Annotated in this window: 22 protein-coding genes and 1 pseudogene; 12 read left to right on the top strand and 11 right to left on the bottom strand. The window is 68.3% G+C overall.

The genetic code is table 11. The features are described from left to right. Positions 1–47 precede the first annotated feature (47 nt). A complete protein-coding gene (gene fnrL / locus DSD19_RS08155) occupies positions 48–794 on the top strand; it encodes a transcriptional regulator FnrL (protein WP_075787063.1) in 747 nt (248 codons plus the stop codon). 33 nt (positions 795–827) lie between these two features. Here fnrL and DSD19_RS08160 read toward each other — a convergent pair whose 3' ends face one another. Then, positions 828–1,667: a universal stress protein gene (locus tag DSD19_RS08160; RefSeq protein WP_075787062.1), complete on the bottom strand. Its 840-nt coding sequence runs from the start codon at positions 1,665–1,667 to the stop codon at positions 828–830. Positions 1,668–1,879: 212 nt separating this feature from the next. Between DSD19_RS08160 and ccoN the strand changes: the two genes are divergently transcribed. The 8 genes from ccoN to ccoS all read left to right on the top strand — a co-directional run bounded on the left by ccoN (position 1,880) and on the right by ccoS (position 9,928). Further along, on the top strand, positions 1,880–3,481 hold the full coding sequence (gene ccoN / locus DSD19_RS08165; RefSeq protein WP_113669207.1) for a cytochrome-c oxidase, cbb3-type subunit I: 1,602 nt from the start codon (positions 1,880–1,882) through the stop codon (positions 3,479–3,481). Between the two features lie 11 nt (positions 3,482–3,492). Beyond that, positions 3,493–4,221, top strand: a complete 729-nt coding sequence (gene ccoO, locus DSD19_RS08170) for a cytochrome-c oxidase, cbb3-type subunit II (protein WP_075787060.1) — start codon at positions 3,493–3,495, stop codon at positions 4,219–4,221. 10 nt (positions 4,222–4,231) lie between these two features. After that, positions 4,232–4,438, top strand: a complete 207-nt coding sequence (locus DSD19_RS08175) for a cbb3-type cytochrome c oxidase subunit 3 (RefSeq protein ID WP_075787059.1) — start codon at positions 4,232–4,234, stop codon at positions 4,436–4,438. Continuing rightward, entirely contained in the window at positions 4,435–5,322 is an 888-nt protein-coding gene (ccoP, locus tag DSD19_RS08180) for a cytochrome-c oxidase, cbb3-type subunit III (protein ID WP_075787058.1), read from the top strand. The genes DSD19_RS08175 and ccoP overlap by 4 nt, the downstream gene beginning before the upstream one ends. Positions 5,323–5,673: 351 nt before the next feature. Continuing rightward, positions 5,674–7,107, top strand: coding sequence for a cytochrome c oxidase accessory protein CcoG (ccoG, locus tag DSD19_RS08185; protein WP_075787057.1), 1,434 nt, complete (start codon positions 5,674–5,676; stop codon positions 7,105–7,107). Beyond that, positions 7,107–7,568 carry a FixH family protein gene (locus DSD19_RS08190; protein WP_113669208.1) on the top strand — a complete coding sequence of 154 codons (462 nt, stop codon included), beginning with the start codon at positions 7,107–7,109 and terminating at the stop codon, positions 7,566–7,568. Before ccoG ends, DSD19_RS08190 begins: the two co-directional genes overlap by 1 nt. 3 nt (positions 7,569–7,571) lie before the next feature. Further along, a complete protein-coding gene (locus tag DSD19_RS08195) occupies positions 7,572–9,761 on the top strand; it encodes a heavy metal translocating P-type ATPase (protein ID WP_113669209.1) in 2,190 nt (729 codons plus the stop codon). An 8-nt stretch (positions 9,762–9,769) separates the two neighbouring features. Continuing rightward, positions 9,770–9,928, top strand: a complete 159-nt coding sequence (gene ccoS, locus DSD19_RS08200) for a cbb3-type cytochrome oxidase assembly protein CcoS (RefSeq protein ID WP_075787054.1) — start codon at positions 9,770–9,772, stop codon at positions 9,926–9,928. Between the two features lie 10 nt (positions 9,929–9,938). Here the strand turns inward: ccoS and DSD19_RS08205 are convergent, their stop codons facing one another. From DSD19_RS08205 to rfbF, 5 genes are all read right to left on the bottom strand, one after another. Next, positions 9,939–10,649: a glycosyltransferase family 25 protein gene (locus tag DSD19_RS08205; RefSeq protein WP_165828086.1), complete on the bottom strand. Its 711-nt coding sequence runs from the start codon at positions 10,647–10,649 to the stop codon at positions 9,939–9,941. A 77-nt stretch (positions 10,650–10,726) separates the two neighbouring features. After that, positions 10,727–11,260, bottom strand: coding sequence for a dTDP-4-dehydrorhamnose 3,5-epimerase (gene rfbC, locus DSD19_RS08210; protein WP_113669211.1), 534 nt, complete (start codon positions 11,258–11,260; stop codon positions 10,727–10,729). Next, complete coding sequence (locus DSD19_RS08215) at positions 11,257–12,486, bottom strand: class I SAM-dependent methyltransferase (protein WP_113669212.1); 1,230 nt, start codon at positions 12,484–12,486, stop codon at positions 11,257–11,259. The genes rfbC and DSD19_RS08215 overlap by 4 nt, the downstream gene beginning before the upstream one ends. Next, positions 12,483–13,535, bottom strand: coding sequence for a CDP-glucose 4,6-dehydratase (rfbG, locus tag DSD19_RS08220; protein ID WP_207802433.1), 1,053 nt, complete (start codon positions 13,533–13,535; stop codon positions 12,483–12,485). Before rfbG ends, DSD19_RS08215 begins: the two co-directional genes overlap by 4 nt. Then, positions 13,532–14,302, bottom strand: a complete 771-nt coding sequence (gene rfbF / locus DSD19_RS08225; protein WP_075787049.1) for a glucose-1-phosphate cytidylyltransferase — start codon at positions 14,300–14,302, stop codon at positions 13,532–13,534. Before rfbF ends, rfbG begins: the two co-directional genes overlap by 4 nt. A gap of 122 nt (positions 14,303–14,424) precedes the next feature. Between rfbF and DSD19_RS08230 the strand changes: the two genes are divergently transcribed. The 3 genes and pseudogenes from DSD19_RS08230 to DSD19_RS22280 all read left to right on the top strand — a co-directional run. After that, complete coding sequence (locus DSD19_RS08230; RefSeq protein WP_113669214.1) at positions 14,425–15,237, top strand: Stf0 family sulfotransferase; 813 nt, start codon at positions 14,425–14,427, stop codon at positions 15,235–15,237. Between the two features lie 205 nt (positions 15,238–15,442). After that, a complete protein-coding gene (locus DSD19_RS08235; protein WP_113669215.1) occupies positions 15,443–16,582 on the top strand; it encodes a DegT/DnrJ/EryC1/StrS aminotransferase family protein in 1,140 nt (379 codons plus the stop codon). Positions 16,583–17,507: 925 nt separating this feature from the next. Beyond that, positions 17,508–17,777: pseudogene (locus DSD19_RS22280) on the top strand (response regulator transcription factor); the annotation flags it as partial. 51 nt (positions 17,778–17,828) lie between these two features. Here DSD19_RS22280 and DSD19_RS21740 read toward each other — a convergent pair. From DSD19_RS21740 to DSD19_RS21745, 5 genes are all read right to left on the bottom strand, one after another. Continuing rightward, positions 17,829–18,041 carry a hypothetical protein gene (locus DSD19_RS21740; protein WP_165828079.1) on the bottom strand — a complete coding sequence of 71 codons (213 nt, stop codon included), beginning with the start codon at positions 18,039–18,041 and terminating at the stop codon, positions 17,829–17,831. 52 nt (positions 18,042–18,093) lie between these two features. Continuing rightward, entirely contained in the window at positions 18,094–18,738 is a 645-nt protein-coding gene (locus tag DSD19_RS08250; protein ID WP_371412554.1) for a VOC family protein, read from the bottom strand. Between the two features lie 156 nt (positions 18,739–18,894). Continuing rightward, positions 18,895–21,216, bottom strand: coding sequence for a multicopper oxidase family protein (locus DSD19_RS08255; protein ID WP_113669217.1), 2,322 nt, complete (start codon positions 21,214–21,216; stop codon positions 18,895–18,897). Positions 21,217–21,508: 292 nt separating this feature from the next. Further along, positions 21,509–22,006, bottom strand: coding sequence for a DUF411 domain-containing protein (locus DSD19_RS08260; RefSeq protein ID WP_113669218.1), 498 nt, complete (start codon positions 22,004–22,006; stop codon positions 21,509–21,511). 58 nt (positions 22,007–22,064) lie between these two features. Further along, positions 22,065–22,535 (bottom strand): plastocyanin/azurin family copper-binding protein, encoded by a 471-nt coding sequence (locus DSD19_RS21745; RefSeq protein ID WP_165828087.1) that lies wholly within the window; start codon positions 22,533–22,535, stop codon positions 22,065–22,067. Positions 22,536–22,549 lie beyond the last annotated feature (14 nt).

A 22,549-nucleotide genomic window follows, 5' to 3' on the forward strand; every position in this document is an offset into this window, starting at 1 on the left:
TCCACCCAAGGAACCTCTCCTTGATCGAAGTCAAAATTGGAAACGGAATGGCCGTTACCGACACGCCCGTTGCTCATATCGAGTGCTTTGATTGTCCGATTCGTCACCGCGCGGTCTGTGCCCGCTGCGAGACTGACGAACTCGAGGCGCTCGAGGCCATCAAGTACTACCGCACCTTCGACGCCGGTCAGACCGTGATCTGGTCCGGCGACCGGATGGATTTCGTCGGCTCGGTCATGGAAGGCATCGCCACGCTCAGCCAGACGATGGAGGACGGCCGCACCCAGATGGTGGGGTTGCTGCTGCCGTCCGATTTCGTTGGGCGCCCGGGGCGCGAGAGCGCGGCCTATGACGTGACCGCGACGACTCAGCTCACGATGTGCTGCTTCCGGCGCAAGCCGTTCGAAGAGCTGATGATCCGCACGCCGCATATCGGCCAGCGGCTTCTGGAAATGACGCTGGACGAACTGGACGCGGCGCGGGAATGGATGCTGCTTCTGGGCCGCAAGACCGCGCGCGAGAAGATCGCGAGCCTGCTGGCCATCATCGCCCGGCGCGACGCCACGCTGAAGCTCGGCCCGACCCGCGGACGGATCGTGTTCGACCTGCCGCTGACCCGCGAGGCGATGGCCGACTATCTGGGCCTGACGCTGGAAACCGTCAGCCGCCAGATCTCGGCGCTGAAGCGCGACGGCGTGATCGTGCTGGAAGGCAAGCGCCATGTGACGGTTCCGGATTTCGATCGGTTGCTGGGCGAGACCGGCGATGACAGCGACGGCGGCATGCCGGCCTGAGGGCGTCCCCCAGGCCGGGCCGCCTGCGGCGCGTCAATGCGCCATCAGGACCGGGACCGTGGTCTTTTCAAGCATGCTGCGGGTCGCGCCGCCGAGGATTGCCTCGCGGAAGCGCGAATGGCCATAGGCCCCCATGATCATCATGTCGGCGCCGATATCCATCGCATGGCGCTGCAGCACGTCCGAGACCCGCGGCGTGGTCTTGGCCAGCACCGAGATTTCGGTCTTGACGCCATGGCGCGACAGCATCTGCGACAGCGCGCCGCCGGGGTCCGACCGGTCGGGGCCGTGCTTCGGCGGATCGACCACCGCGATATTGACCACTTCGGCGGCCTGCATCAGCGGCATCGCCTCTTTCAGCGCGGCCATGGCCTCGTCGCTCTGGTTCCAGGCGATGACGATCTTGCGCCCGATATGGGCGGTGTCGGCCCCGGCCGGCACCACCAGAAGCGGCGCATGCCCGTCGAACAGAACCGCCTCGGTCGCCGCCTCGTCCTCGATCCCGCGACCCTCTCCATAGGGGCGGGGCATGATCACCAGATCCGAGAACCGCGCCCGCTGTGCCACCAGATGGCTGAGCCCGGCGATCTGCGCCACCGCGGCCTCGCTGCTCCAGGCGAGAGTTTCACGGCCCATGCGGGCCTTGACGGCACTCTCGATGGCGGCGGCATCTTCCTGGGCCTTGTGCAGGGTCTCCTGCTGGATGAAGGCGTTGGTACCCGCGTAGTAATACCCGGTCTGGGTGCGGTCCACGCCGAGGCAGAGGATGTCCAGATGCCCCTCCTCGCGGGCGGCGAGGGTGATCGCCGGTTCGAGCGCCGAGTCGGAGATATCCGTGTCGGTGATGATGGTCAGGATGGTCTTGTAGCCCACCGCTATACTCCTTCGCGTCGTTGGTGACGTTGCGCAGACCATAAATGACCGCAATGTTCCAAGGCTTTGACCAAGATCAAGCTTGAATTGGACAAGCTAAAGAGAGATTGACTTGGATCAATGCATATCTGTGCATACCATAGAATACGTCACGGCATCGTGAGGGAGTCGGCCGAAGGCGGTTCGGTCGGTGAAAGACGAAGGGACTATCAATGTGGGACTACGTTAAGATCGCCGTCCTGGGCGTGATTGCGGTGTTCGCCGCAGTCGCCGCGTTCATGGCACGCGACATGGCATACATGGTGCACGCGGTGATCATCCTGCTGGTCGCGGGCGGCCTTGCCGCCTGGACGGTGCGGGGTCTCGGCGCGCCGAAACCGGTGATCGACAAGACCGGCTACATGGACGATGTCATCCGGGCGGGTGTCATCGCGACCTGCTTCTGGGGGGTGGTCGGCTTTGCCGCCGGCACGTTCATCGCCAGCCAGCTGGCCTTTCCCGGCCTGAACTTCGAATGGGCCAGCGGTTACATGAACTTCGGTCGGCTGCGTCCGCTGCACACCTCTGCCGTGATCTTCGCCTTTGGCGGCAACGCCCTGATCGCGACGTCTTTCTACGTGGTCCAGCGCACCAGCGCGGCCCGGCTCTGGGGAGGGGACCTGGCCTGGTTCGTGTTCTGGGGCTATCAGCTCTTCATCGTGCTGGCGGCGACCGGCTACCTGCTGGGCGCGACCCAGTCCAAGGAATATGCCGAGCCCGAATGGTATGTCGACATCTGGCTGACGATCCTCTGGGTGACCTACCTGGCGATCTTCCTGGGCACGATCTTCAAGCGCAAGGAACCCCATATCTACGTCGCCAACTGGTTCTATCTCAGCTTCATCGTCACCGTGGCGATGCTGCACCTGATCAACAACCTCAGCCTGCCGATCTCGATCTGGGGCTCGAAGTCGGTTCAGGTCTTCTCGGGCGTGCAGGACGCCATGACCCAGTGGTGGTACGGCCATAACGCGGTGGGCTTCTTCCTGACCGCGGGCTTCCTTGGGATGATGTACTACTTCGTGCCGAAACAGGCCGAACGCCCGGTCTACAGCTACAAGCTCAGCATCATCCACTTCTGGGCGCTGATCTTCCTTTACATCTGGGCGGGTCCGCACCACCTGCACTACACCGCGCTGCCCGACTGGGCCGGCACGCTGGGCATGGTCTTCTCGGTCATGCTGTGGATGCCCTCCTGGGGCGGCATGATCAACGGCCTGATGACGCTGTCGGGCGCCTGGGACAAGATCCGCACCGACCCGGTCATCCGCATGATGGTCGTGGCCGTCGGCTTCTACGGCATGTCGACCTTCGAAGGTCCGATGATGTCGATCCGCGCGGTCAACTCGCTGTCGCACTATACCGACTGGACCATCGGCCACGTCCATTCCGGCGCCCTTGGCTGGAACGGCATGATCACCTTCGGCGCGCTCTACTTCCTGGCGCCGCGGCTGTGGAGCCGCGAGCGGCTCTATTCGACCGCGCTCGTCTCCTGGCACTTCTGGCTCGCCACCATCGGGATCGTGCTTTACGCCGCCTCGATGTGGGTCACCGGGATCATGGAAGGCCTGATGTGGCGCGAAGTCGATGCGCAAGGGTTCCTGGTGAACTCCTTCGCCGACACCGTCGCGGCCAAGCACCCGATGTATATCGTCCGCGCGCTTGGCGGGGGCATGTACGTCACCGGTGCCCTGATCATGTGCTACAACATCTGGAAGACCGCGACCTCCGCGCCCGCCAAGCAGGCGACGCCGGTTGCGGCCCCGGCTGAATAAGGACGGAAGCCATGTCCATTCTCGAAAAACACAAGATCCTTGAGAAGAACGCATCGCTTCTGCTGGTGTTCAGCTTCCTCGTGGTGACCATCGGCGGTCTGGTCGAGATCGCCCCGCTGTTCTACCTTCAGAACACCATCGAGAAGGTCGAGGGCATGCGCCCCTATTCGCCGATGGAGCTGGAGGGGCGCGACATCTACGTGCGCGAGGGCTGCTATGTCTGCCACAGCCAGATGATCCGCCCGATGCGCGACGAGGTGGAACGCTATGGCCATTACAGCCTGGCGGCCGAGTCGATGTACGACCACCCGTTCCAGTGGGGGTCCAAGCGGACCGGGCCCGACCTGGCGCGGGTCGGCGGGCGCTATTCCGACGCCTGGCATGTCCACCACCTGCGCGATCCGCAATCGGTGGTGCCGGAATCGGTGATGCCCAAATACGCGTTCCTGGAACGGCGCATGGTCGACCCGGAACACATGGCCGACAAGATGCGCACCCATGTCGCGGTGGGCGTACCCTATACCGACGAGATGATCGAGAACGCGGTCGCGGATTTCAACGCCCAGATCGACCCCTATGCCGATGGCGTGGACGGTCTTCTGGAACGCTATCCGGGGGCGCAGGTGCGCAATTTCGACGGCAATGAGGGCATCTCGGAAATGGATGCGCTGATCGCCTATCTGCAGATGCTGGGCACGCTGGTCGACTTCTCGACCTTCGAGCCGGATGCGAGCCGCTGAGGACGGGGGCATGGATACCTATTCCGTCATGCGCGAGTTCGCCGACAGCTGGATGTTGCTGGCACTCACGGTGTTCTTCGTCGGCGTGATCGTCTGGGCCCTGCGCCCGGGCAGCGCCAAGGAACACCGCGACACGGCCAACATCCCGTTCCGGCATGAAGACAAACCTGCAGGCACCGAGGACGGTGCGACGTGCCGAAAGGAGGCGCGGACATGAGTTCGAGCGACCACAACACCAAGCCCGGCGAAGTCGGCACCACCGGTCACAGCTGGGACGGCATCGAAGAGCTGAACAATCCCTTGCCGCGCTGGTGGCTCTGGACCTTCTACGGCTGTATCGCCTTCGCCTTCATCTACTCGATGCTCTATCCGGCCTGGCCGCTGGTGACCGGGGCGACCCCGGGGCTTCTGGGCTATTCGACCCGGCACGCGGTAGAGGTCGAGATCAAGGACTACGAGGACCGCAATGCCGAGCTTATTGCCCGGGTCGCGGCGGCGCCGATGGAGGACCCGGCGGCGATCGAGGCGGATCCCGCGCTTTACAACTACGCGGTTCAGGGCGGCGGCGCGGTGTTCCGCACCTATTGCGCCCAGTGCCACGGGTCGGGCGCGGCCGGCGTGCAGGGGCAGGGCTATCCCAGCCTGCTGGACGACGACTGGCTCTGGGGCGGCAAGCTCGAGGACATCTACTACACCGTGACCAACGGCGTGCGGAACGAGGACAACCCCGACGCGCGCTGGTCGCAGATGCCCTCCTTCGGCACCGACGGGCTTCTGTCCGGCGAGGAGATCGGCCAGGTGGTCCAGTACGTCCGGAAAATCTCCGGGCAGGAACATGATGCCGCATTGGCAAGTCAGGGCGAAACGGTGTTCCTTGATAACTGTGCTGCATGCCATGGCGAGGACGGCCGCGGCGACCGCACCGTAGGCGCGCCCAATCTGACGGACGCGATCTGGCTTTACGGTGGGGACGTCGCGACGCTGACCGAGACTGTGACGAAGGCGCGCTTCGGGGTCATGCCGACCTGGCAGGACCGTCTCAGCGAGGCGGAGCGCAAGTCGGTCGCGGTCTATGTCCACCAGTTGGGTGGCGGCGAATGATCAAACGACTTCCGGGGGCCAATGGCCCCCGGTCGATGGCACCGGCCCCCATCCTGTTCGCGCGTTTCCACGGGGGCCGGTGTCTATCCTCGCCCAAAACCTCCCCCATCGTCCAGCGCGCAATCTAAGAGAGCACTGTGCGTCCGCGCGCAGAATTAGAGTTTTTCCAGTTCTCATCCCCCAGCCTGTGCGATTCGCCGTCAAAGACTCCGCAATCCGCCTCAGAAGTGAACGCCTCGTCGCTTTCCTTGTGAGGACGCAGGTTCTAGCTATCGAAGAACGAGGGCCCACGTCGCGACGCGACCGAAACGGCACGCCGGACCCGGCCCGCAGCCCGAACGGAGTGAGCGTGTGAGCTCGACTGATCAGAATCCCGACCGTCTTTATTCCGCCCGCGAGCCGATCTTTCCCCGGCGCGTGTCGGGCAAGTTCCGCAGCCTGAAATGGTGGTTGCTGGCGATCTGCCTCGGCATTTACTACCTTCTGCCCTGGTTGCGCTGGGACCGCGGGCCGAACCTGCCCGATCAGGCGGTGCTGATCGACCTCGCCAACCGGCGCTTCTTCTTCTTCTGGATCGAGATCTGGCCGCACGAATTCTACTTCGTCGCCGGGCTCCTGATCATGGCCGGGCTGGGGCTTTTCCTCTTCACCTCGGCGCTGGGCCGGGTCTGGTGCGGCTATTTCTGCCCGCAAACGGTCTGGACCGATCTCTTCATCCTGGTCGAGCGTTGGGTCGAGGGCGACCGCAACAAGCGCGTGCGTCTGTGGACTGCCCGCTGGGACGCCACCAAATGGCGGCTCCGGCTGACCAAATGGGGGCTCTGGCTCGCGATCGCGGTGGCGACGGGCGGCGCCTGGGTCTTCTATTTCGCCGATGCGCCGACCCTTCTGTGGAACCTGATCACCTTCCAGGCCCATGCGGTGGCCTATTCCACGATCCTGGTGCTGACGCTGACCACCTTCATCCTGGGCGGCTTCATGCGCGAACAGGTCTGCGTCTACATGTGCCCCTGGCCGCGCATCCAGGCCGCGATGATGGACGAGGACACCATCACCATCGGCTACCGCGAATGGCGGGGCGAACCGCGCGGCAAGCACCGCAAGGCCGAGGGCGCCGAGCGGCTGGGCGACTGCATCGACTGCTACGCCTGCGTCAATGTCTGCCCGATGGGCATCGACATCCGCGACGGCCAGCAGCTGGCCTGCATCACCTGCGGGCTGTGCATCGACGCCTGCGACGAGGTGATGGACAAGGTTGGCAAGCCGCGCGGTCTGGTCGACTACATGGCGCTGTCGGACGAGGCGCGGGAACGCGCCGGCAACCGGCCGAAATCGATCTGGAAGCATGTCTTCCGGGTCCGCACCATCCTCTACACGGCGCTCTGGTCGGCCGTCGGCATCGGCCTTCTGGTGGCGCTGTTCGTGCGGTCCGACATCGACATGACGGTGGCGCCGGTCCGCAACCCGATCTTCGTCACCATGTCGGACGGCTCGATCCGCAACACCTATGACGTGCGGGTGCGCAACATGCATGGCGACGAACGGGCGTTCCGCCTGACCGTGACCCCGGACGAGGCCTATGCCATTTCGGTCGAGGGCTCGGACGACGGGACCTTCACGGTGCCGCCCGATGCAACGCTGCTCAAGCGGGTCTATATCGTGGCGCCCGCGGGCAGCGCGCCGGCCAATGCGACGACGACCGATGTGCGGATCTGGCTCGAAGACGCCGCGGCCGCAGAGCGGACCTATGACGACACGGTCTTCAACGGAAAGGGGATGAAGTGATGGGCAGGGAACTGACGGGCCGGAAGGTGCTGATCTTCACTGTGTCCGCCTTTGCCGTGGTGGTGGGCGTCAACCTGACGCTGGCCTATCAGGCGGTGCACACCTTCCCGGGTCTCGAAGTCGCCAATTCCTATGTCGCCAGCCAGGAGTTCAACGCCAATCTGCACGAACAGCAGGCGCTGGGCTGGACCACCAGCCTCGACTATGACGAGGCCGAACGGGTGCTGGCGCTGCGTTTCGAGGGGGCGGACGGACAGCCGGTCGCGGTGCGCGATCTCGACGTTCTGGTCGGCCGCGCGACCAGCGTGCGCGACGACAAGAGACCGGCGATGCTGTATTACAACGGCACCTTCTCGTCGCCGCTCGATCTGGGGCCGGGCTTCTGGACGATCCGCGTGACGGCCGCGGCCGAGGACGGCACGCCGTTCCGGCAGCGGCTGCAACTTCACGTGGACGGCTGACCCATGGGCGCCGAGATGCAGATGCGTCCGGCGGCCTGCCCGGCCTGCGCCGTCGCGCCCTCGGCCGAGGCGCTGGCCGATGCCGAGGCCCCCAAGGACGCGCGGCTGTTCCTGTCCCTGCCGACGATCCATTGCGCGGCCTGCATTTCGGCGGTCGAACGGGCGCTGAACGGGACCGAGGGGGTGCGCAACGCCCGGGTCAACCTGACGCTGAAGCGCGTCGCCGTCGAGGCCGAACCCGCCGTCACCGCCGACCGGCTGGTCGGGGTGCTCGAGGCCATCGGCTACGAGGCGCATGAACTCGACCCCGGGGTGATCGCGGCCACCGCGACCGACAAGGCGGGGCGCGATATCCTGATGCGGATCGCCGTCTCGGGCTTTGCGATGATGAACGTGATGCTCCTGTCGGTGGCGGTGTGGTCGGGCGCGGCGGATGCCACGCGCGACCTCTTTCACTGGGTCTCGGCGATGATCGCGCTGCCAACCATCGTCTTCGCCGCCCAGCCTTTCTTCCGGAACGCCTTTGCGGTCTTGCGGCACGGGCGGCTCAACATGGACGTGCCGATTTCGCTGGCCATCGCGCTGGCCGCGGGCATGTCGCTCTATGAAACCGCCCGGCACGGGCCGCATGCCTATTTCGACGCGGCGCTGTCGCTGACCTTCTTCCTGCTGGCGGGCCGCTATCTCGACCACCGCACCCGCGCCGTGGCGCGCTCGGCCGCCGAGGAACTGGCCGCGCTCGAGGTGCCGCGCGCGCAGCGCCGGACCGCCGCGGGCGAAGAGACGGTGCCGATTGCCGAGATCGCGGTCGGCGACGTGGTGCTGGTGCGCCCCGGCGCCCGGGTGCCGGTCGACGGGATCGTGGCCGAGGGCCAGTCGGAAATCGACCGCTCGCTGCTGACCGGCGAGAGCCTGCCCGCCTTTGCCGGACCGGGCATGGCGCTGAGCGCGGGCGAGGTGAACCTGACCGGGCCGCTGGCCATGACCGTGACCGCGGCCGGGCAGGACAGCTCGCTGCATCGCATGGCCGATCTGGTCGCCATCGCCGAAAGCTCGAAGAACCGCTATACCTCGCTCGCCGACCGGGCCGCGCGCATCTACGCGCCCGGCGTGCATCTGCTGGCGCTGGCGGCGTTCCTGGCCTGGCTCTGGATTTCCGGCGGCGATATCCGGCTGGCGCTGAACATCGCGGTCGCCGTGCTGATCATCACTTGCCCCTGTGCGCTGGGGCTGGCCGTGCCCGCCGTCACCACCGCCGCGTCAGGGCGGCTTTTCCGGCGCGGGCTTTTGATCAAGGACGGCACCGCGCTCGAACGTCTGGCCGAGGTCGATGCCGTCGTCTTCGACAAGACCGGCACGCTGACGCTCGGCGCGCCCGAGCCGACCAATCTGGGCGATCATCCGCGCCGCGATCTGGAAATCGCGCTGGCGCTGGCCGAGGGGTCGGCCCATCCGCTGGCGCGCGCGCTGGCCGAGGCGGGGCGCAAGGCCGGGCTGCATCCGGCCCGGGTGAGCGACATCCGCGAGGTGCCGGGCTACGGGATCGAGGGCGCCTTCGGCGGCGAGCGCGTGCGTTTTGGCCGGGCCGCCTGGGTCGGGGCGCAGTCCGGGGCCGAAACCGCCTCCTGGCTGCAGGTCGGCGCGCGGGCGCCGGTGGGCTTCACCTTTGCCGACCGGCTGCGCCCGGGCGCCGAAGCGGCCGTGGCGGGGCTCGTGGCGCTGGGGCTGTCGGTGCGGCTGGTGTCGGGCGACGCGCCCGGTCCGGTGGCGGATCTGGCCGCCCGGCTCGGGATCGCCGACTGGCAGGCCGAGGCGCTGCCCGAGGACAAGGCCGCAACCGTGCAGGCGCTCGGCCGCGACGGACGGCGCGTGCTGATGGTGGGCGACGGGCTCAACGACACCGCCGCGCTGGCCGCGGCGCATGTCTCGATCTCGCCCGCCAGCGCGCTGGACGCGGCGCGGGTGGCGTCTGATATCGTGCTGCTGGGCAAGGACCTGTCGACGCTGTCGGGGGCCGTGACGACGGCGCGCAAGGCCACCCGGCGCATCCGCGAAAACTTTGCGATCTCGGCGCTTTACAACCTGATCGCGGTGCCGATCGCGCTGGTCGGGCTGGCGACGCCGCTGGCGGCCGCGCTGGCGATGTCGGCCTCGTCGATCACCGTGTCGCTGAACGCGCTGAGGGTGAGGTAGGGGCCCCCATGCAGATCATCGCCTACCTCATCCCGATTTCGCTGTTCCTCGGAGGTCTGGGGCTTGGCGCCTTCTTCTGGGCGCTGCGCGCGCATCAGTTCGAGGACCCCGAGGGCGACGCCCGGCGGATCCTGAACGAGGACTGGGACGACCGCCCCAAGCCCTGACGCGGGGCCGCTAGCTGACCCGCCGCGTCGTCAGCTTCAGCAGCTTGCGCCGGTAATACTCCGCCCGCAGATACCGGCCCAGCCGCAGGCCCCGCCTGTTCGTCCGCCCCGCCGCCAGCAGCGACTGGCCCGGGTCCGCGATCCGGTCGGGATGGCCGACCAGCTGCGGCACGACGACCAGGGCCCCCAGCGTCGCGATGTCCATCGGCCAGTCGGCCTTGCGCACCACCGGCGTCTGTGCCGCCAGAAGCGCCTCGGCCGAGGCGCGGTCCAGACTGTAGGCCACCGCCCCGTTCGCGGGCAGCGCCAGCCGGAACAGCAGATGGTCCCCAAGCGCGGGCACGCCCGGCTTGCGCAGGACGCGGGCGCCCGAATGGTAATACAGGATCATCGGATGCCTAAGGTGCCCGCCCGCGCCCAGGAACGCGGCGAAGGCGGGCGAGGGGATCGCATCGTCCTCCAGGATCACCGCATGGCTGTCCTCGCCGGCCAGAAACGTCTCATAGGCCTTGCGGTGGCTGAGCGCGCAGGCCTTTTCCCCGTCGCTCATGTCGCGCTCCATCGCGGCGCGGATCCGGGCCGCCGGCGCGACCGGCGTCAGGGCATCGCGGCGCGCATCGACCGCGTCGACGAAGCGGAAGGCCAGCCCGAGGGCATCCATGGCGGCGGTGACGGCCTGCCTCCGCGCGTGCGAGCGGTCAAGCGAGATGACGAGGATCATGTGCCCCCCGGACGGGTGTTTCTGTGCGGTTCGGGACGCCATAGCACGGGCGAAAACGGCAGGCGAGCGGCCTTGCGTCAGGTCCGTTCTGCCAGACCCGGCCAGGCCCTGTCGGCCTCGGACATCACCTCGGGGGGCGCGGGCCAGGCGATGGCCAGATCCGGGTCGTCCCAGCGGATGCCCCGGGCCTGCCCGGGCACATGGGCCGCGCCCATGTGGTACAGAACGACCGCGCCCGGTGTCAGCGTCAGAAAGCCGTGCGCCAGACCTTCGGGCAGGAACAGCGCGTTGGCGCGCTCGGCCGACAGCTCGACCGCCTGCCAGCGGCCGTAGCCGGGGCCGGGGCGCAAATCGACCGCGACATCCCAGATCCGCCCGGCCACGCAGCGCACCAGCTTGGCCTCGGCATAAGGCGGGTCCTGATAATGCAGCCCGCGCAGGGTGTGCCGCGCGGTGTTGGTCGACAGGTTCGCCTGCACCGGATCGAAGTCGATCCCCGCCGCGCGGAACGTGTCGCGGCACCAGGCGCGCGCGAAGCTGCCGCGCGCATCGGCATGAACCGGGCTTTCGACCAGATAAAGGCCGGGAAGATCGCCCTCGGTCAGCCTCACCGGACGATCAGCTCCGGCACCGCGGTCACGAAGCGCCCGCCCCAGTCGCGGATCGCGGCCTGCTGGTCCATCACTTCCTCGGCGATGTTCCAGGGCAGGATGACGAGGTAATCGGGCCTCTGCCGCGCGATTTCCTCGGGCGCCAGGACCGGGATGTGGCTGCCCGGCAGCAGGCGGTCCTGCTTTTGCGGGTTGCGGTCGACGACGAAGGCGATGTCGTCGGGACCGATCCCCGCCACGTTCAGGAAGGTGTTGCCCTTGGCCGCCGCGCCATAGCCCGCGACCGTCTTGCCCTCGGCCCGGGCGCTGGCGACGAAGGCGCGGAAATCGGCGACGACCCGCGCGACCCTGGCGGCAAGGCCCGCATAGCCCTCGGGCCGGTCAAGCTGAAGGGCGGCCTCTTCGGCCCTCAGGGCCGCGACCGCCTCGGTCTCGGCATGGGCGCCCGGATGGCCCACGAACACCCGAAGCGAGCCGCCATGGGTCGTCAGCCGCTCGATATCGAAGACCGAAAGCCCGACCTCGCGCATCAGCCGCTCGACGAAGGTCAGGGACAGATAGGAATAATGTTCGTGATAGATCGTGTCGAACTGGACCTGGTCGATCAGCCGGGCCAGATGCGGAAATTCGAAGGTCGCGACGCCCTCGGGCTTCAGCAGCACCCGGAACCCGGCGGCAAAGCTGCGGATGTCGGGCACATGGGCCAGCACGTTGTTGGCCGCCATCAGATCGGCGGCAAAGCCCTCGTCGCGCAGTGCCGTTGCAGACGTTTCGTCGAAGAACATGACCCGGGTCGGCACGCCGATGCTTTCGGCCACCTCGGCGGCATGGCCCGCGGGCTCGACCCCCAGCACCGGCACGCCCATGGCGACGAAGTGCTGCAGCAGGTAGCCGTCATTCGAGGCGATCTCGACCACGCGCGACCCGGCCCCCAGGCCGAAGCGGTCGGCCATCGCCTCGGCATAGCGGCGGGCATGGGCGACCCAGCCGGCCGAATAGGACGAGAGATAGGCATAGTCATGGGCGAAGATCGCATCGGCCGGCACCGTCTCGGTCGTCTGGGCCAGCCAGCAGGTCGTGCAGACCATCACATGCAGCGGAAAGCGGCGTTCCGCGGCGATGGCCTCGGGGCTGTCGGGCAGGAAGCTGTTGGCCAGCGGCGTCTCGCCCAGATCGACGAGGGTCTGCTCCAGCGGGGCCTGGCAAAAGCGGCAATGGCGGGTCACGGCGTCCTGTCCTGATACTGGTCGATCTGCTGGTCGGTCAGGCGGGCCGCATCCTCGCCCGCCAGAAAGCCCGCATACCAGCGGGCGGTAAGGTCGAGCGTCTCGGCGCCCGACAGCCGGGGCCGCCAGCCCAGCGTGCGTGCGGCAAGCCCGGCATCGATGGCAAGATGCGCCATCTCGTGCGGGCCGCGTTCGGCCGGGGTGCCAAGCGTGGGGGGGCGCCCGAGTGCCGCATAAAGCCCCTCGGCAAGCTCCGCGACGGTCACGGCAGGCGTGCCGGGGGCGGGACCGAAATTCAGCGCCTCGGGCAGGGCGCGGCCCTCGGCCAGCGCCTGCACGAAGGTCAGATACCCGTCCAGACAGTCCAGCACATGCTGCCAGGGCCGGGTGGCGCCGGGATTGCGGATCTCGGGCGGGGTATCGGCCATCAGCGCGCGCACGATGTCGGGCACCAGCCGGTCGGCCGAGAAATCGCCGCCGCCGATCACGTTGCCGCCCCGCGCGGTCGCCAGCGGAACACCGGCCTCGGCGAAGAAGGCGCGGCGGAACGAGGCGACCGCGATCTCGGTTGCGGCCTTCGAGGCGGAATAGGGGTCATGGCCGCCCAGCCGGTCGGTCTCGGCAAAGGCGCGGCCGGACGTGTCGTTCTCGTAGACCTTGTCCGATGTGACCACCAGCACGGCCCGCAGGGCGGCCTCGCGGCGCAGCGCGTCCAGCAGATGCACCGTGCCCATCACGTTGCTGCCGAAGGTCAGCACCGGGTCGGCATAGGACCGCCGCACCAGCGGCTGCGCGGCCAGATGCAGCACGATCTCGGGCCGCGCCGCGCGCACCAGTTCCGCGGTCCGCCCGGCATCGCGCAGATCCGCCATATGCGAGGCCGCAAGGTGGTCCTGCCCGAGACTGTCGTAAAGCGCAGGGCCCGGTTCGGGCGGCAGCGAGATCCCGGTGACCTCGGCCCCGCGGCGCGCCAGCCAGCGGCCCGCCCAGGCGCCCTTGAACCCGGTATGCCCGGTCAGCAGCACCCGTTTGCCGGCCCAGAAGCTCACGCCCAGATCTTCCAGGGCGCGGTACCCGAGGCCCAGAGGCTTTCCAGGTAGTTGCGGTCGCGCAGCGTGTCCATCGCGTGCCAGAAGCCGGGATGGCGCCAGGCCATCAACTGGCCGTCGCGGGCAAGCCCTTCCAGCGGCGCTCCCTCGAACGGGGTCGGGTCGCCCTCGATCCGGTCAAGCACGCTCCGGTTCAGCACGAAGAAACCCCCGTTGATCCGGCCCTCGTCGCCCGGCGGTTTCTCGGTAAAGCGCCGGACCTCGGCCTCGGCGGTCATCTCGAGCGCGCCATAACGTCCCGGGGGGATCGCCGCGGCGACCGTCGCCTCGCGCCCGTGGCGGATGTGAAACTCGATCTCGGCGCGGATGTCGATATCGGCCAGCCCGTCGCCATAGGTCATGCAGAACTGCTCGCCCAGATAGGGGCGGACCCGCCTGAGCCGCCCGCCGGTCATCGAGTCGGCGCCGGTATCGACAAGGGTCACCCGCCAGGGTTCGGCGACCGAGTTGTGATAGGTGATCTCGCCGGTGCGGGTATCGACGGTCATATCCGAGGAATGCAGCACGAGATTGGCGAAATATTCCTTGATCATGTAGCCGCGATAGCCGCAGCAGATCACGAAATCGGTGATGCCATGGGCGGCGTAGATCTTGAGGATGTGCCACAGGATCGGGCGGCCGCCGATCTCGATCATGGGTTTCGGCCGCAGATGGCTTTCCTCCGAGATCCGTGTCCCGAATCCGCCGGCCAGAATGACTGCCTGCATGCCGCTGCCGCGCCCCCGTCGCCGTTCATTGCCTCGGCCCTCGCCGTATCCTATCAAGGCGTGGCGCGCAATTCCGAAGCCCCCGCGCCGCGCCAGGCGGCCTGTCGAAAAGTGACCCCGCGATGTCCACACCCTCCGGCGCTTCTGCCGATTCCGCTCGCCAGACCGGCATTGTCCTTCTGGCCGAGGGCCGCAGCGGGTCGAGCTGGCTCGGGCAGTTGACCGATGCGACCGGCGTGATGGGGCAGTCCTCGGAATGGCTCGAGCCGAAGCTTCTGGGCGTCGATCCCCGCCGCACCGATGCGGAAGGATATGTCGCGGCGGTCGTCGCAGCGGCCAGCGGCGCCAACGGACGCTTCGCGCTCAAGGTCTTTCCGCGGCACCTTCTGTGGTTCGGCGAAACCTACGGGGCCGATTTCCTGACGCTCTGCGCCCGGACGCACGAGCTTCACATCGCGCGGCTCTCCCGGCAGGACCGGCTGCGCCAGGCGATCTCGCTGGTCAAGGCGCGGCAGACCGGCCGCTGGTCGAGCGAACTGCGCGGTAACGACCGGCTTAGCGTGTTCGACCGGGCCGAGATCGCGCGGGCCATCCACTTTGTCGAACGCAGCGATGCTTTCTGGAATGCCTATGAAACGATCACCGGGCTGGCGCCGAGGGCGTTCGTCTATGAGACGCTGCTTGAGGACCCGACCCCCTATCTCGAGTGGGCCGCGGCGGCCTTGGGGGTCAGCTACGACGCAGCACCCGATTCACGCTACGCGATCCAGCGCAATGCCGAGACCGAGGACTGGGTCGCGCGGTTCCGCGGCGATGCCGTTGACGCAGAGGTCACGGCGCTCAGGGTCTGCAGCGGACGTCGGAGCCGGGTCCAGACGATGATCCGTGCGCTGCGCGGCGACCCCTCGTTCGGGTGCGATCTCTATCGGTTCTGATCCCCTGTCCGATCCGATCCGATCCGGTCTGGTCCCGGCCGGGTCCGGATCGGCATCTGCCGCGCCCGCGCGCCGTCCGGGCGCCGGGGTCGCTCGCCTTGTCCGCTCTTCCGCCTGGGCGCCATCCTCCCGTTGTGACAGGTCGCGCTTTCGGATAGGTGGGGCGCGCGGCTCTCATATGCTGTGCCGCCACGAGGACAGTCCCATGACGACCGAAGACCTGCCCCGCATCCCTGTCGCTGCCCCCTCGATCACCGCGCGCGAAGGCGATCTGGCGCGAGAGGCGGCGCTGAATGCCTGGGGGCCCGGGCATTACGCCTACAATGCGCGGTTCGAGGCGATGATGGCCGGCCATGTCGGCGTCGCTCATGCCGCCAGCCTGCCGCACGCGACCTCGGGGCTGCATCTGGCTCTGGCCGCGGCCGGGATCGGGCCGGGCGACGAGGTGATCGGCCCCGACGTGACCTGGATCGCCTCGATGGCGCCGGTCAGCTATGTCGGCGCGACGCCGGTCTTCGTGGACATCCTGCCCGACACCTGGTGCCTCGACCCTGCCGCCGTCGAGGCCGCGATCACGCCGCGCACCCGGGCGATCATCGGGGTCGATCTGTACGGGTCGATGTGCGACTGGACGCGGCTGCGCGATATCGCCGACCGCCACGATCTGGTGCTGATCGAGGACGCGGCCGAGGCGCTGGGCTCGACCTTTCAGGGCCGGGCGGCGGGTGCCTTCGGCGACATGGCGGTGTTCTCGTTCCATGGCTCGAAAACCATCACCACCGGCGAGGGCGGCATGATCGTGACCGACGATGCCGCGCTGTTCGCCCGCATCCAGAAACTGCGCGACCATGGCCGCCCGCCGGGGGACCGGTTCTTCCAGAACGACGAGGTCGCGTTCAAATACAAGATGAGCGGGGTTCAGGCCGCGCTTGGCCTCGCCCAGATGGAGCGGCTGGACGATCTGATCGCGCAGAAGCGGCAGATCTTTCAGTGGTATGCCGAACGGCTGGCCGGTCTCGAGGGGATCGCGCTCAATGCCGAACCGCAATCGGTGCGCAATTCCTACTGGATGGTGACGGTCGTGCCCCGGAACCCGGAGGGTCCCGACAAGTTCGCGATACAGGCGGCCCTGTCCGAGCAGGCCATCGACAGCCGCCCGTTCTTTTCGCGGCTGACGACGCTGCAGGCCTATCGCGGCCGCACGGAATGCGCGCGGTTCCTGCCGGACCGTCCCCGCGGCGATCTGATGGCCCGCAACGGCGTGAACCTGCCCTCGGGCTACAACATGACCGAAGCCCTGGTGGACCGGGTGTCGGGCGCGCTGACGCGGATCCTCGGCCTTTAGCGGCTCGGGCGCGTCCGGCCCGACGGGTCCGCGGCGCCCCGCGTCTGCCTGAAACTCGCTCGGGCGGTCCAGGTCAAAGGCGAATGCCCGCTCCTAAGCCGGTTCTGCCCGCGCGGGAAAAGGGGAAGGCAGTCCCGAGGTTTTCCGGCCCGATGCCCGGGGCGGCGGTCTCCGGGAAGAGGCGATGGCCGGGTCGAAAACCGTTCTCGCGCCCCCCGAGGTGCCGGGGTCCGATCCCGCTCCCCTGGGCGCACCGGTTTGCGAAATCCAAGAAACCGCGCTGCGGCCCGAAGCCTCTGGGCGGATGGCCGATGCCCGGAACCGCGCCATGGCCCGGCCGGGACCGCTGGCCGCGCCGGGTCTCGACCCGGGGCGGCGCCGTGGGGATCCGGAAAACCGCCCTCCGGACCGCGACTCGTCCGGCAGCCGCAGCCGTCGCTCTCCTTTGCCCGGCCGACGTCAGCGTTAATCTGCGGGCTTCAAGGGGGCGTGTGCACCGCTCACGAGTGGCATCGCGGTCTCTGGTCAGGCCGGACATGACGCTTGCGGGCAGGTGCGGGCGGGGCGCCAAGCCGCGTCTGCCCGGCGGCGCGCGCGGCCGCGGCTGGACAGCACGCTGGACGAGGACGGCCTGAGCGGCGCCGTGGCGCTCGATCTCTTCCGGATCGTGCAGGAATGCGTCACCAATGCCATGCGCCACGGCATGCCCTCCCGGGTCGATCTCGCCCTGCATGCCGAGGGGCGCGATATCGTCCTGACCGTCGAGGACGGCTGCGGCGGGCATATCGACGGGCGCGCCCGGCCATGGCCTGATCGGCATGGCGGAACGCACCGGGGCGATGGGCGGCAGGCTCCGGCTGGAAGAGGGTGCCCGCGGGGGGCGCATCCGCGTGCGCGTGCCGATGGCGCGGGGGCGCTCTGCGGCATGAAGTCTTACGGCGTCATCATCCCCGACGCCCCCCCGGTCCTGCGCGAGGGCTACCGCCGCCTGATCGACCTGCAATCGGGCCTGACGGGCGCCGGAGCGGCCGAGGACGCGCGCACCGCCTGTGCCCGTTTCCGCGCCTTGCGCCCCGATGTCGTGGTGATGGACGTGACCCTGCCCGGCGCCAGCGGGATCGAGGCGATCCATATCCGCCAGCACGATGACAGCGCGCGGATCGTGGTCTTCGCCATGCATCTCAGCGCGGCCTTCGCGCTCAAGGCCGTCCAGGCGGGCGCGACCGGTTACATCACCAAAACCACATCACCAAAACCACATCACCAAAAGCAGCGATCCCGGGCTGTTGGTCCAGGCGATCTTCGGCGCCTTGCGCGGGCAGACGGTGATTTCGCCCGATGTGATCGAGGCCATCGCCCGCGACCGCATCTCGGGCATCGGCACCGGCCTCACCGATCTCAGCCCGCGCCAGACCGAGATCCTGTGCCTGCTGGCGCGGGGCTGGTCGGCCGGGCGCATCGCCGGAAGCTGTCCATCAGCCCGAAGACGGTGCGCAACAGCCACTACCAGATCAAGAGCATCCTCGGCCTCGAAACCGATGCCCAGCTGGTCTGGGTCGCGTTGGAGACGGGGTTGCTGCCCGCCATCCGACCGGATCGCCGCGCGCCCCGGGCGCCGGGCCGCCGAAGGGGCGGGCCATCGGGAGGACCGGGGCCGTCCGCCCAGAGCCCGGCGCGGGCATCAGGCTGGGGGCTCGCCGGGGCCGACGCGCCTGGACCTCGATCGTGACCGACCGCGCGCTGCGTTTCGCCTCGCCCTGATAGACGGCTTCGATGTTGTTGCCATCGGGGGCCAGCACGAAAGCGGCATAATGTTCCGGGTGATAGGCCCGCAGGCCCGGCGCGCCGTTGTCGCGGCCGCCATGGGCCAGTGCCGCGCCGAAAAACGCATCGACCGCCGCGCGATCCTTCGCCTGAAAGGCCAGGTGATGCCGCCCGGTCAGGGCGCCCGCGGCTGTCGGACTGTCGGCCGCGGACACGACACGCTCGTCGGCCAGGAAATTCCCTTGGTCGGTGCCCATCACCGGGATCTCCAGCACGGCCATGACCGCCCTGTAGAAGCCCTCGCTTGCCGCGAGATCCCGGACCACAAGCTGAATGTGGTCGATCAGCCGTCCTCGGTGGAGCCGGGTCTGTTCCATCGTCCTGCCTTCCATCCTGCAAAGCGAGCCTCCCTCCTTCTCATGCTCGCGGGCCAAGGCAAGGCCCCGGACGTGGATCCGTGCCCGAATTTCGGCCGCAGGGGTGCGCGCCCGTCCGGCCACAGGCTTCGAGGCGATGGCCGCTCATGGCCCGCCGCGCGCCGTCGTGCGTCAGTGCATCGCGTGTTCCGTCATCGGGCGGTCGAAGCCGCCCCTGCCGTCGGGAATGGCGATCCGGACGTTCTGCATCATGCCCTCGTCCTCGTGGTCGAGAATGTGACAGTGCAGGACGAAATCGCCGATATACCGCTCGTAGCGGGTGCGCAGTTTCACCAGATGGCCGGGCAGGATGAACAGCGTGTCCTTCCACGCGCCCTTGAGCCCCGCATATTGCGGCTCGTCGCTGTCCGGCCCGCTGACATCGACATAGGTGGCCGGATCGTTCGGGTCGATCTCGCAATGCCGCGCGCCCGCTGCCCCTGTCGCGCAACCGGCATCGGGCTGGTATTTCAGCACCTCGGCGATCTGGAACGGATTGACATGGATGTGGAACGGATGCCCGCCGCCCCCGAACGAGGTCAGCGTCCATTCCTCGACGCCCCCCAGGGGCAGGATGCGGTCGAACCGCGTGGCTTCGTAGGACGCGGCCCCGACCAGCGCGAAGGGCGCGCCGTTGTCGACATGGGTGGGCGCGATCCGGCCGATCATGAAGGCGAAGGGCGGTCCCTGGATGGTAAAGCCCACGGTCTGCTGCCCCGACACCTCTTGATCGGCGATGTCGCGATGCTTGACGAAGGCGTCAAGCCGGCCCTCGGCCAGCTCCGCAAGGATCGCCTCGCGCGCCGCCGGGTCCTCGATCCGGGCCTCGACCGACCGTTGCAGCATCGCCATCACCTGATCCACCCCGCCATCGCCCGCCAGAGGCGCATCGGCGGGTGCCACGTCCAGAAAGCCCAGAAGCGCGGTGCCGTTGTCGTTGAGGTTGATGTCGGACCCGGGCGCCGTGGCCGCGTCGACGATGCAATAGGTGCCCGCCGAGGGAAAGCTGACCAGAACGTCCTCGCGATAGGCGGGCTGCAGCAAAAGCTCGGGGCCGGTCCGGATATCCGGCCGGGTCAGACCGTCGGTCGCCACCCGCACCAGATCCAGCGGCGCGCCGGAACAGACCTGCGCGACGGTCCCGGCCATGGCGTCCCGGCTCTTGCCCCCGGTGCCCTCGGCCAGCCGTGCCCGCAGGTCCTCGGCGGTGCCGCCCTCGACCTTGCGGATCTCGAGCCCGATGGTCTCGCGTACGCCGCCATGGATCAGCCGCCAGCGTTCGACCCGTCCGGCCACGGCGCCCTGCTGCTGTTTCTGGATCTCGCCATTGATCGCGGTGTGGCGGCCCGAGCGCGGCCAGCTGCCGAAACCGACCTGATCGAAGGCGTTGCCGGGGCCGGGTTCGACCATGCCGACGTCGCCCTCGTCGCAGAACCAGCCATCCGCATCGGCCTTGATCGCGCCCACCGCCGGCAGATCGGCGGCGGGCGTGCCCCCGGCGGCCAGCGCATCGACCTCGGCGCGGGTCCAGCGGCAGGCATAGGCGATCTGCTGGAACAGGAAGGTGCGTTCGGGGAAGCGGACCCCGGCCGTTCCGTCATAGGCACCGGCCAGGCCTTCGGGACGGGGCAGGATCACGTCCAGATCGCCCGGCGCGGCCCAACCCGTGGCCCCCAGCCGGGGCTGGCGGTCGCCGCGGATCAGCAGGATACCCGCCATGCCGCTCGACACCTGCGGCGCGGTCGAGCCGTGCCGGTGCGCGTGATACCAGAAGGTGCCGGCCGGATGGTCGTTGGGGATGTTGTATTCATAGGTGAACCGGATGCCGGGATTGACGGTCAGCAACACGTTGTCGCTGTTGCCTTGCGGGCTGACCCAAAGCCCGTGGGTATGCATGTTGGTCAGGTTGAAATTGGCGCAGCTGGGCTCGTTGTGATCCTCGGGCGCGCCGGTACAGCGCAGCGGGTTGCCGTTCGCGTCCTCGCCGGGCAGCTCCATGTCCTGCGGGCGCGGCAGCGCGTTCTCGAAGGTCAGCCGGAAGGTGTCGCCCGGCGCGATCTCGACCACCGGCGCGACATAGGCGTTCCGCTGGGCGACCGGGGCGCCGGTCTCGTCCAGCACCAGCCCGGCATAGGCGCGCAGCCGCACGCTGTCATGGCCGCGCGGGTCGGTTTCGGCGAAGGCCGGGTTGCGCAGCCGCCCGTCGACATAGCGCAGCGCCAGATCGTAGCAGACATCGGCCCCGGCGCAGCGATCCCCGGCATCGGAGGGGGCGGCGCTTTCCAGCGCCGCGCGGGCCCCGGCCCCCTCCGCCTCCGGGCGCAGCATGGCCGCGCGGGGCGGCGGTTCGGCAATGTCCTGCGCCCGGCCGGGGCCGGCCCAGAGGCTGCAGGCAAAGGCGGCAAGAAGGGTCGCGGTCGGCAGGCGCGAGACGATGAACCGGTCTCCTGACATGAAATATTCCCCCGTCGAGTGAGTGCTGAAAATTCCCGGACCTATTCCAGAAGCCTCTCACGGGGGCCGATTCCCTTCAAGGCAGAGTCCTTACGTAACGTCAATCTCCGGAAGCGATCTTCCGTCGGGGACCTTTGTCTGTCCTTGGGGGGATGTCGCCTTCCGGCGCTCCGGCGGCCGGCGGCCGGTCTCGGCCCGGCGCGGGATCTCCCCTGCGCGCGGACCGCAGGGCGGGGAGGGGGCCGGGCGACACTGGGCCGCCCGGCGCCGTTCTTTCAGGATCGCGGGCGCGTCACGCCGCGTCGTAGCGGGCGAAGATCCCGGTCGATCCGTCGCGCCGGATCAGGTGGACGTCATAGGCGTCGCGGCGGCTTTCCGGTCCCATCCCGGGCGATCCCATCGGCATGCCGGGCACCGCCAGACCCACGGCCTCGGGCCGCTCGTCCAGCAGGCGGCGGATGTCGGCCACGGGCACATGGCCCTCGATCATGTAGCCCTCGATGGTGCCGGTATGGCACGAGATCATGTTGCGCGGAATCCCGTTGCGGGTCTTGAAGCGGGCGAGCGCGGTGCCCATCGACGCCTCGACGGTCACCTCGAACCCCTCGGCCCTGAGGATATCGATCCAGGCGGTGCAGCATCCGCAATTGGGGTCTTTCAGCACATGCATCTTCGGGTTGGCCGGGTTGGCCGGGTTGGCCGCGCGCGCGGCCAGCGGCAGCGCGGCGGCGATCCCGAGGGCCGCGCCCCCGAACAGGACGGTGCGGCGGGTGGGTCTTGCATTGGTCATGTCAGTGCTCCTGATCCTTGGCACGGGGCCGGTCGCCCCGTGCGCGGGGTGACGATCTTCAGTTGACGGTGATGGTGCCGTGCATCCCGGCCTCCATATGGCCCATGAGGAGGCAGGCGACCTGCACGCTGCCCGGTTCGGAAAAGGTCCAGACCAGCTCGCCCGCTTTGCCCGGCGCAAGCTGCAGGGCGTTCGGGTCCCGGTGCCGCATCGGACCCATCTCGGCCATCTTCCGCATATGCGCGCGGTTGCCCTCGACGGTGCCGAGGACGATCTCGTGATCCATGCGGCCGGTGTTCTCGACCTTGAAGCGGATCGTTTCGCCCTGTTTGACGTCAAGCGCGGCGGGCTCGAAGCCCATGCCGTCGGCGGTCTCGACCATGCGGATCGTGACGCTGCGGTCGGCCTCGGCGGCACTGCCGGGCTGGCCGATGGAGGTCCCGCCATGGCCGTGACCAGACACGTTGCCGTCCGCGACGGCCATGGTGGAAGCAAGCGCAAGAGCGGTTGCGACGAGAAGGGATTTCATGATCCTGTCCTGAA

This window comes from Rhodovulum sp. BSW8 (genome assembly GCF_003314725.1).
GTDB classification, from domain to species: Bacteria; Pseudomonadota; Alphaproteobacteria; order Rhodobacterales; family Rhodobacteraceae; genus Rhodovulum; species Rhodovulum visakhapatnamense.

What these genes read in the sequence shown, in the direction of transcription:
- DSD19_RS08235 (WP_113669215.1), top strand. Translation starts at nt 15,443, where the DNA reads ATGACGACCGAAGACCTGCCCCGCATCCCTGTCGCTGCCCCCTCGATC.
- DSD19_RS08250 (WP_371412554.1), bottom strand. Translation starts at nt 18,738, where the DNA reads ATGGAAGGCAGGACGATGGAACAGACCCGGCTCCACCGAGGACGGCTG.
- ccoS (WP_075787054.1), top strand. Translation starts at nt 9,770, where the DNA reads ATGCAGATCATCGCCTACCTCATCCCGATTTCGCTGTTCCTCGGAGGT.
- ccoO (WP_075787060.1), top strand. Translation starts at nt 3,493, where the DNA reads ATGTCCATTCTCGAAAAACACAAGATCCTTGAGAAGAACGCATCGCTT.
- DSD19_RS08230 (WP_113669214.1), top strand. Translation starts at nt 14,425, where the DNA reads ATGTCCACACCCTCCGGCGCTTCTGCCGATTCCGCTCGCCAGACCGGC.
- DSD19_RS08255 (WP_113669217.1), bottom strand. Translation starts at nt 21,216, where the DNA reads ATGTCAGGAGACCGGTTCATCGTCTCGCGCCTGCCGACCGCGACCCTT.
- DSD19_RS21740 (WP_165828079.1), bottom strand. Translation starts at nt 18,041, where the DNA reads ATGCGCCCGGCCGACCAGCCCCGCGCCAGCAGGCACAGGATCTCGGTC.
- DSD19_RS08205 (WP_165828086.1), bottom strand. Translation starts at nt 10,649, where the DNA reads ATGATCCTCGTCATCTCGCTTGACCGCTCGCACGCGCGGAGGCAGGCC.
- ccoN (WP_113669207.1), top strand. Translation starts at nt 1,880, where the DNA reads ATGTGGGACTACGTTAAGATCGCCGTCCTGGGCGTGATTGCGGTGTTC.
- DSD19_RS08190 (WP_113669208.1), top strand. Translation starts at nt 7,107, where the DNA reads ATGGGCAGGGAACTGACGGGCCGGAAGGTGCTGATCTTCACTGTGTCC.
- DSD19_RS08260 (WP_113669218.1), bottom strand. Translation starts at nt 22,006, where the DNA reads ATGACCAATGCAAGACCCACCCGCCGCACCGTCCTGTTCGGGGGCGCG.
- ccoP (WP_075787058.1), top strand. Translation starts at nt 4,435, where the DNA reads ATGAGTTCGAGCGACCACAACACCAAGCCCGGCGAAGTCGGCACCACC.
- fnrL (WP_075787063.1), top strand. Translation starts at nt 48, where the DNA reads ATGGCCGTTACCGACACGCCCGTTGCTCATATCGAGTGCTTTGATTGT.
- DSD19_RS21745 (WP_165828087.1), bottom strand. Translation starts at nt 22,535, where the DNA reads ATGAAATCCCTTCTCGTCGCAACCGCTCTTGCGCTTGCTTCCACCATG.
- rfbF (WP_075787049.1), bottom strand. Translation starts at nt 14,302, where the DNA reads ATGCAGGCAGTCATTCTGGCCGGCGGATTCGGGACACGGATCTCGGAG.
- DSD19_RS08175 (WP_075787059.1), top strand. Translation starts at nt 4,232, where the DNA reads ATGGATACCTATTCCGTCATGCGCGAGTTCGCCGACAGCTGGATGTTG.
- DSD19_RS08195 (WP_113669209.1), top strand. Translation starts at nt 7,572, where the DNA reads ATGGGCGCCGAGATGCAGATGCGTCCGGCGGCCTGCCCGGCCTGCGCC.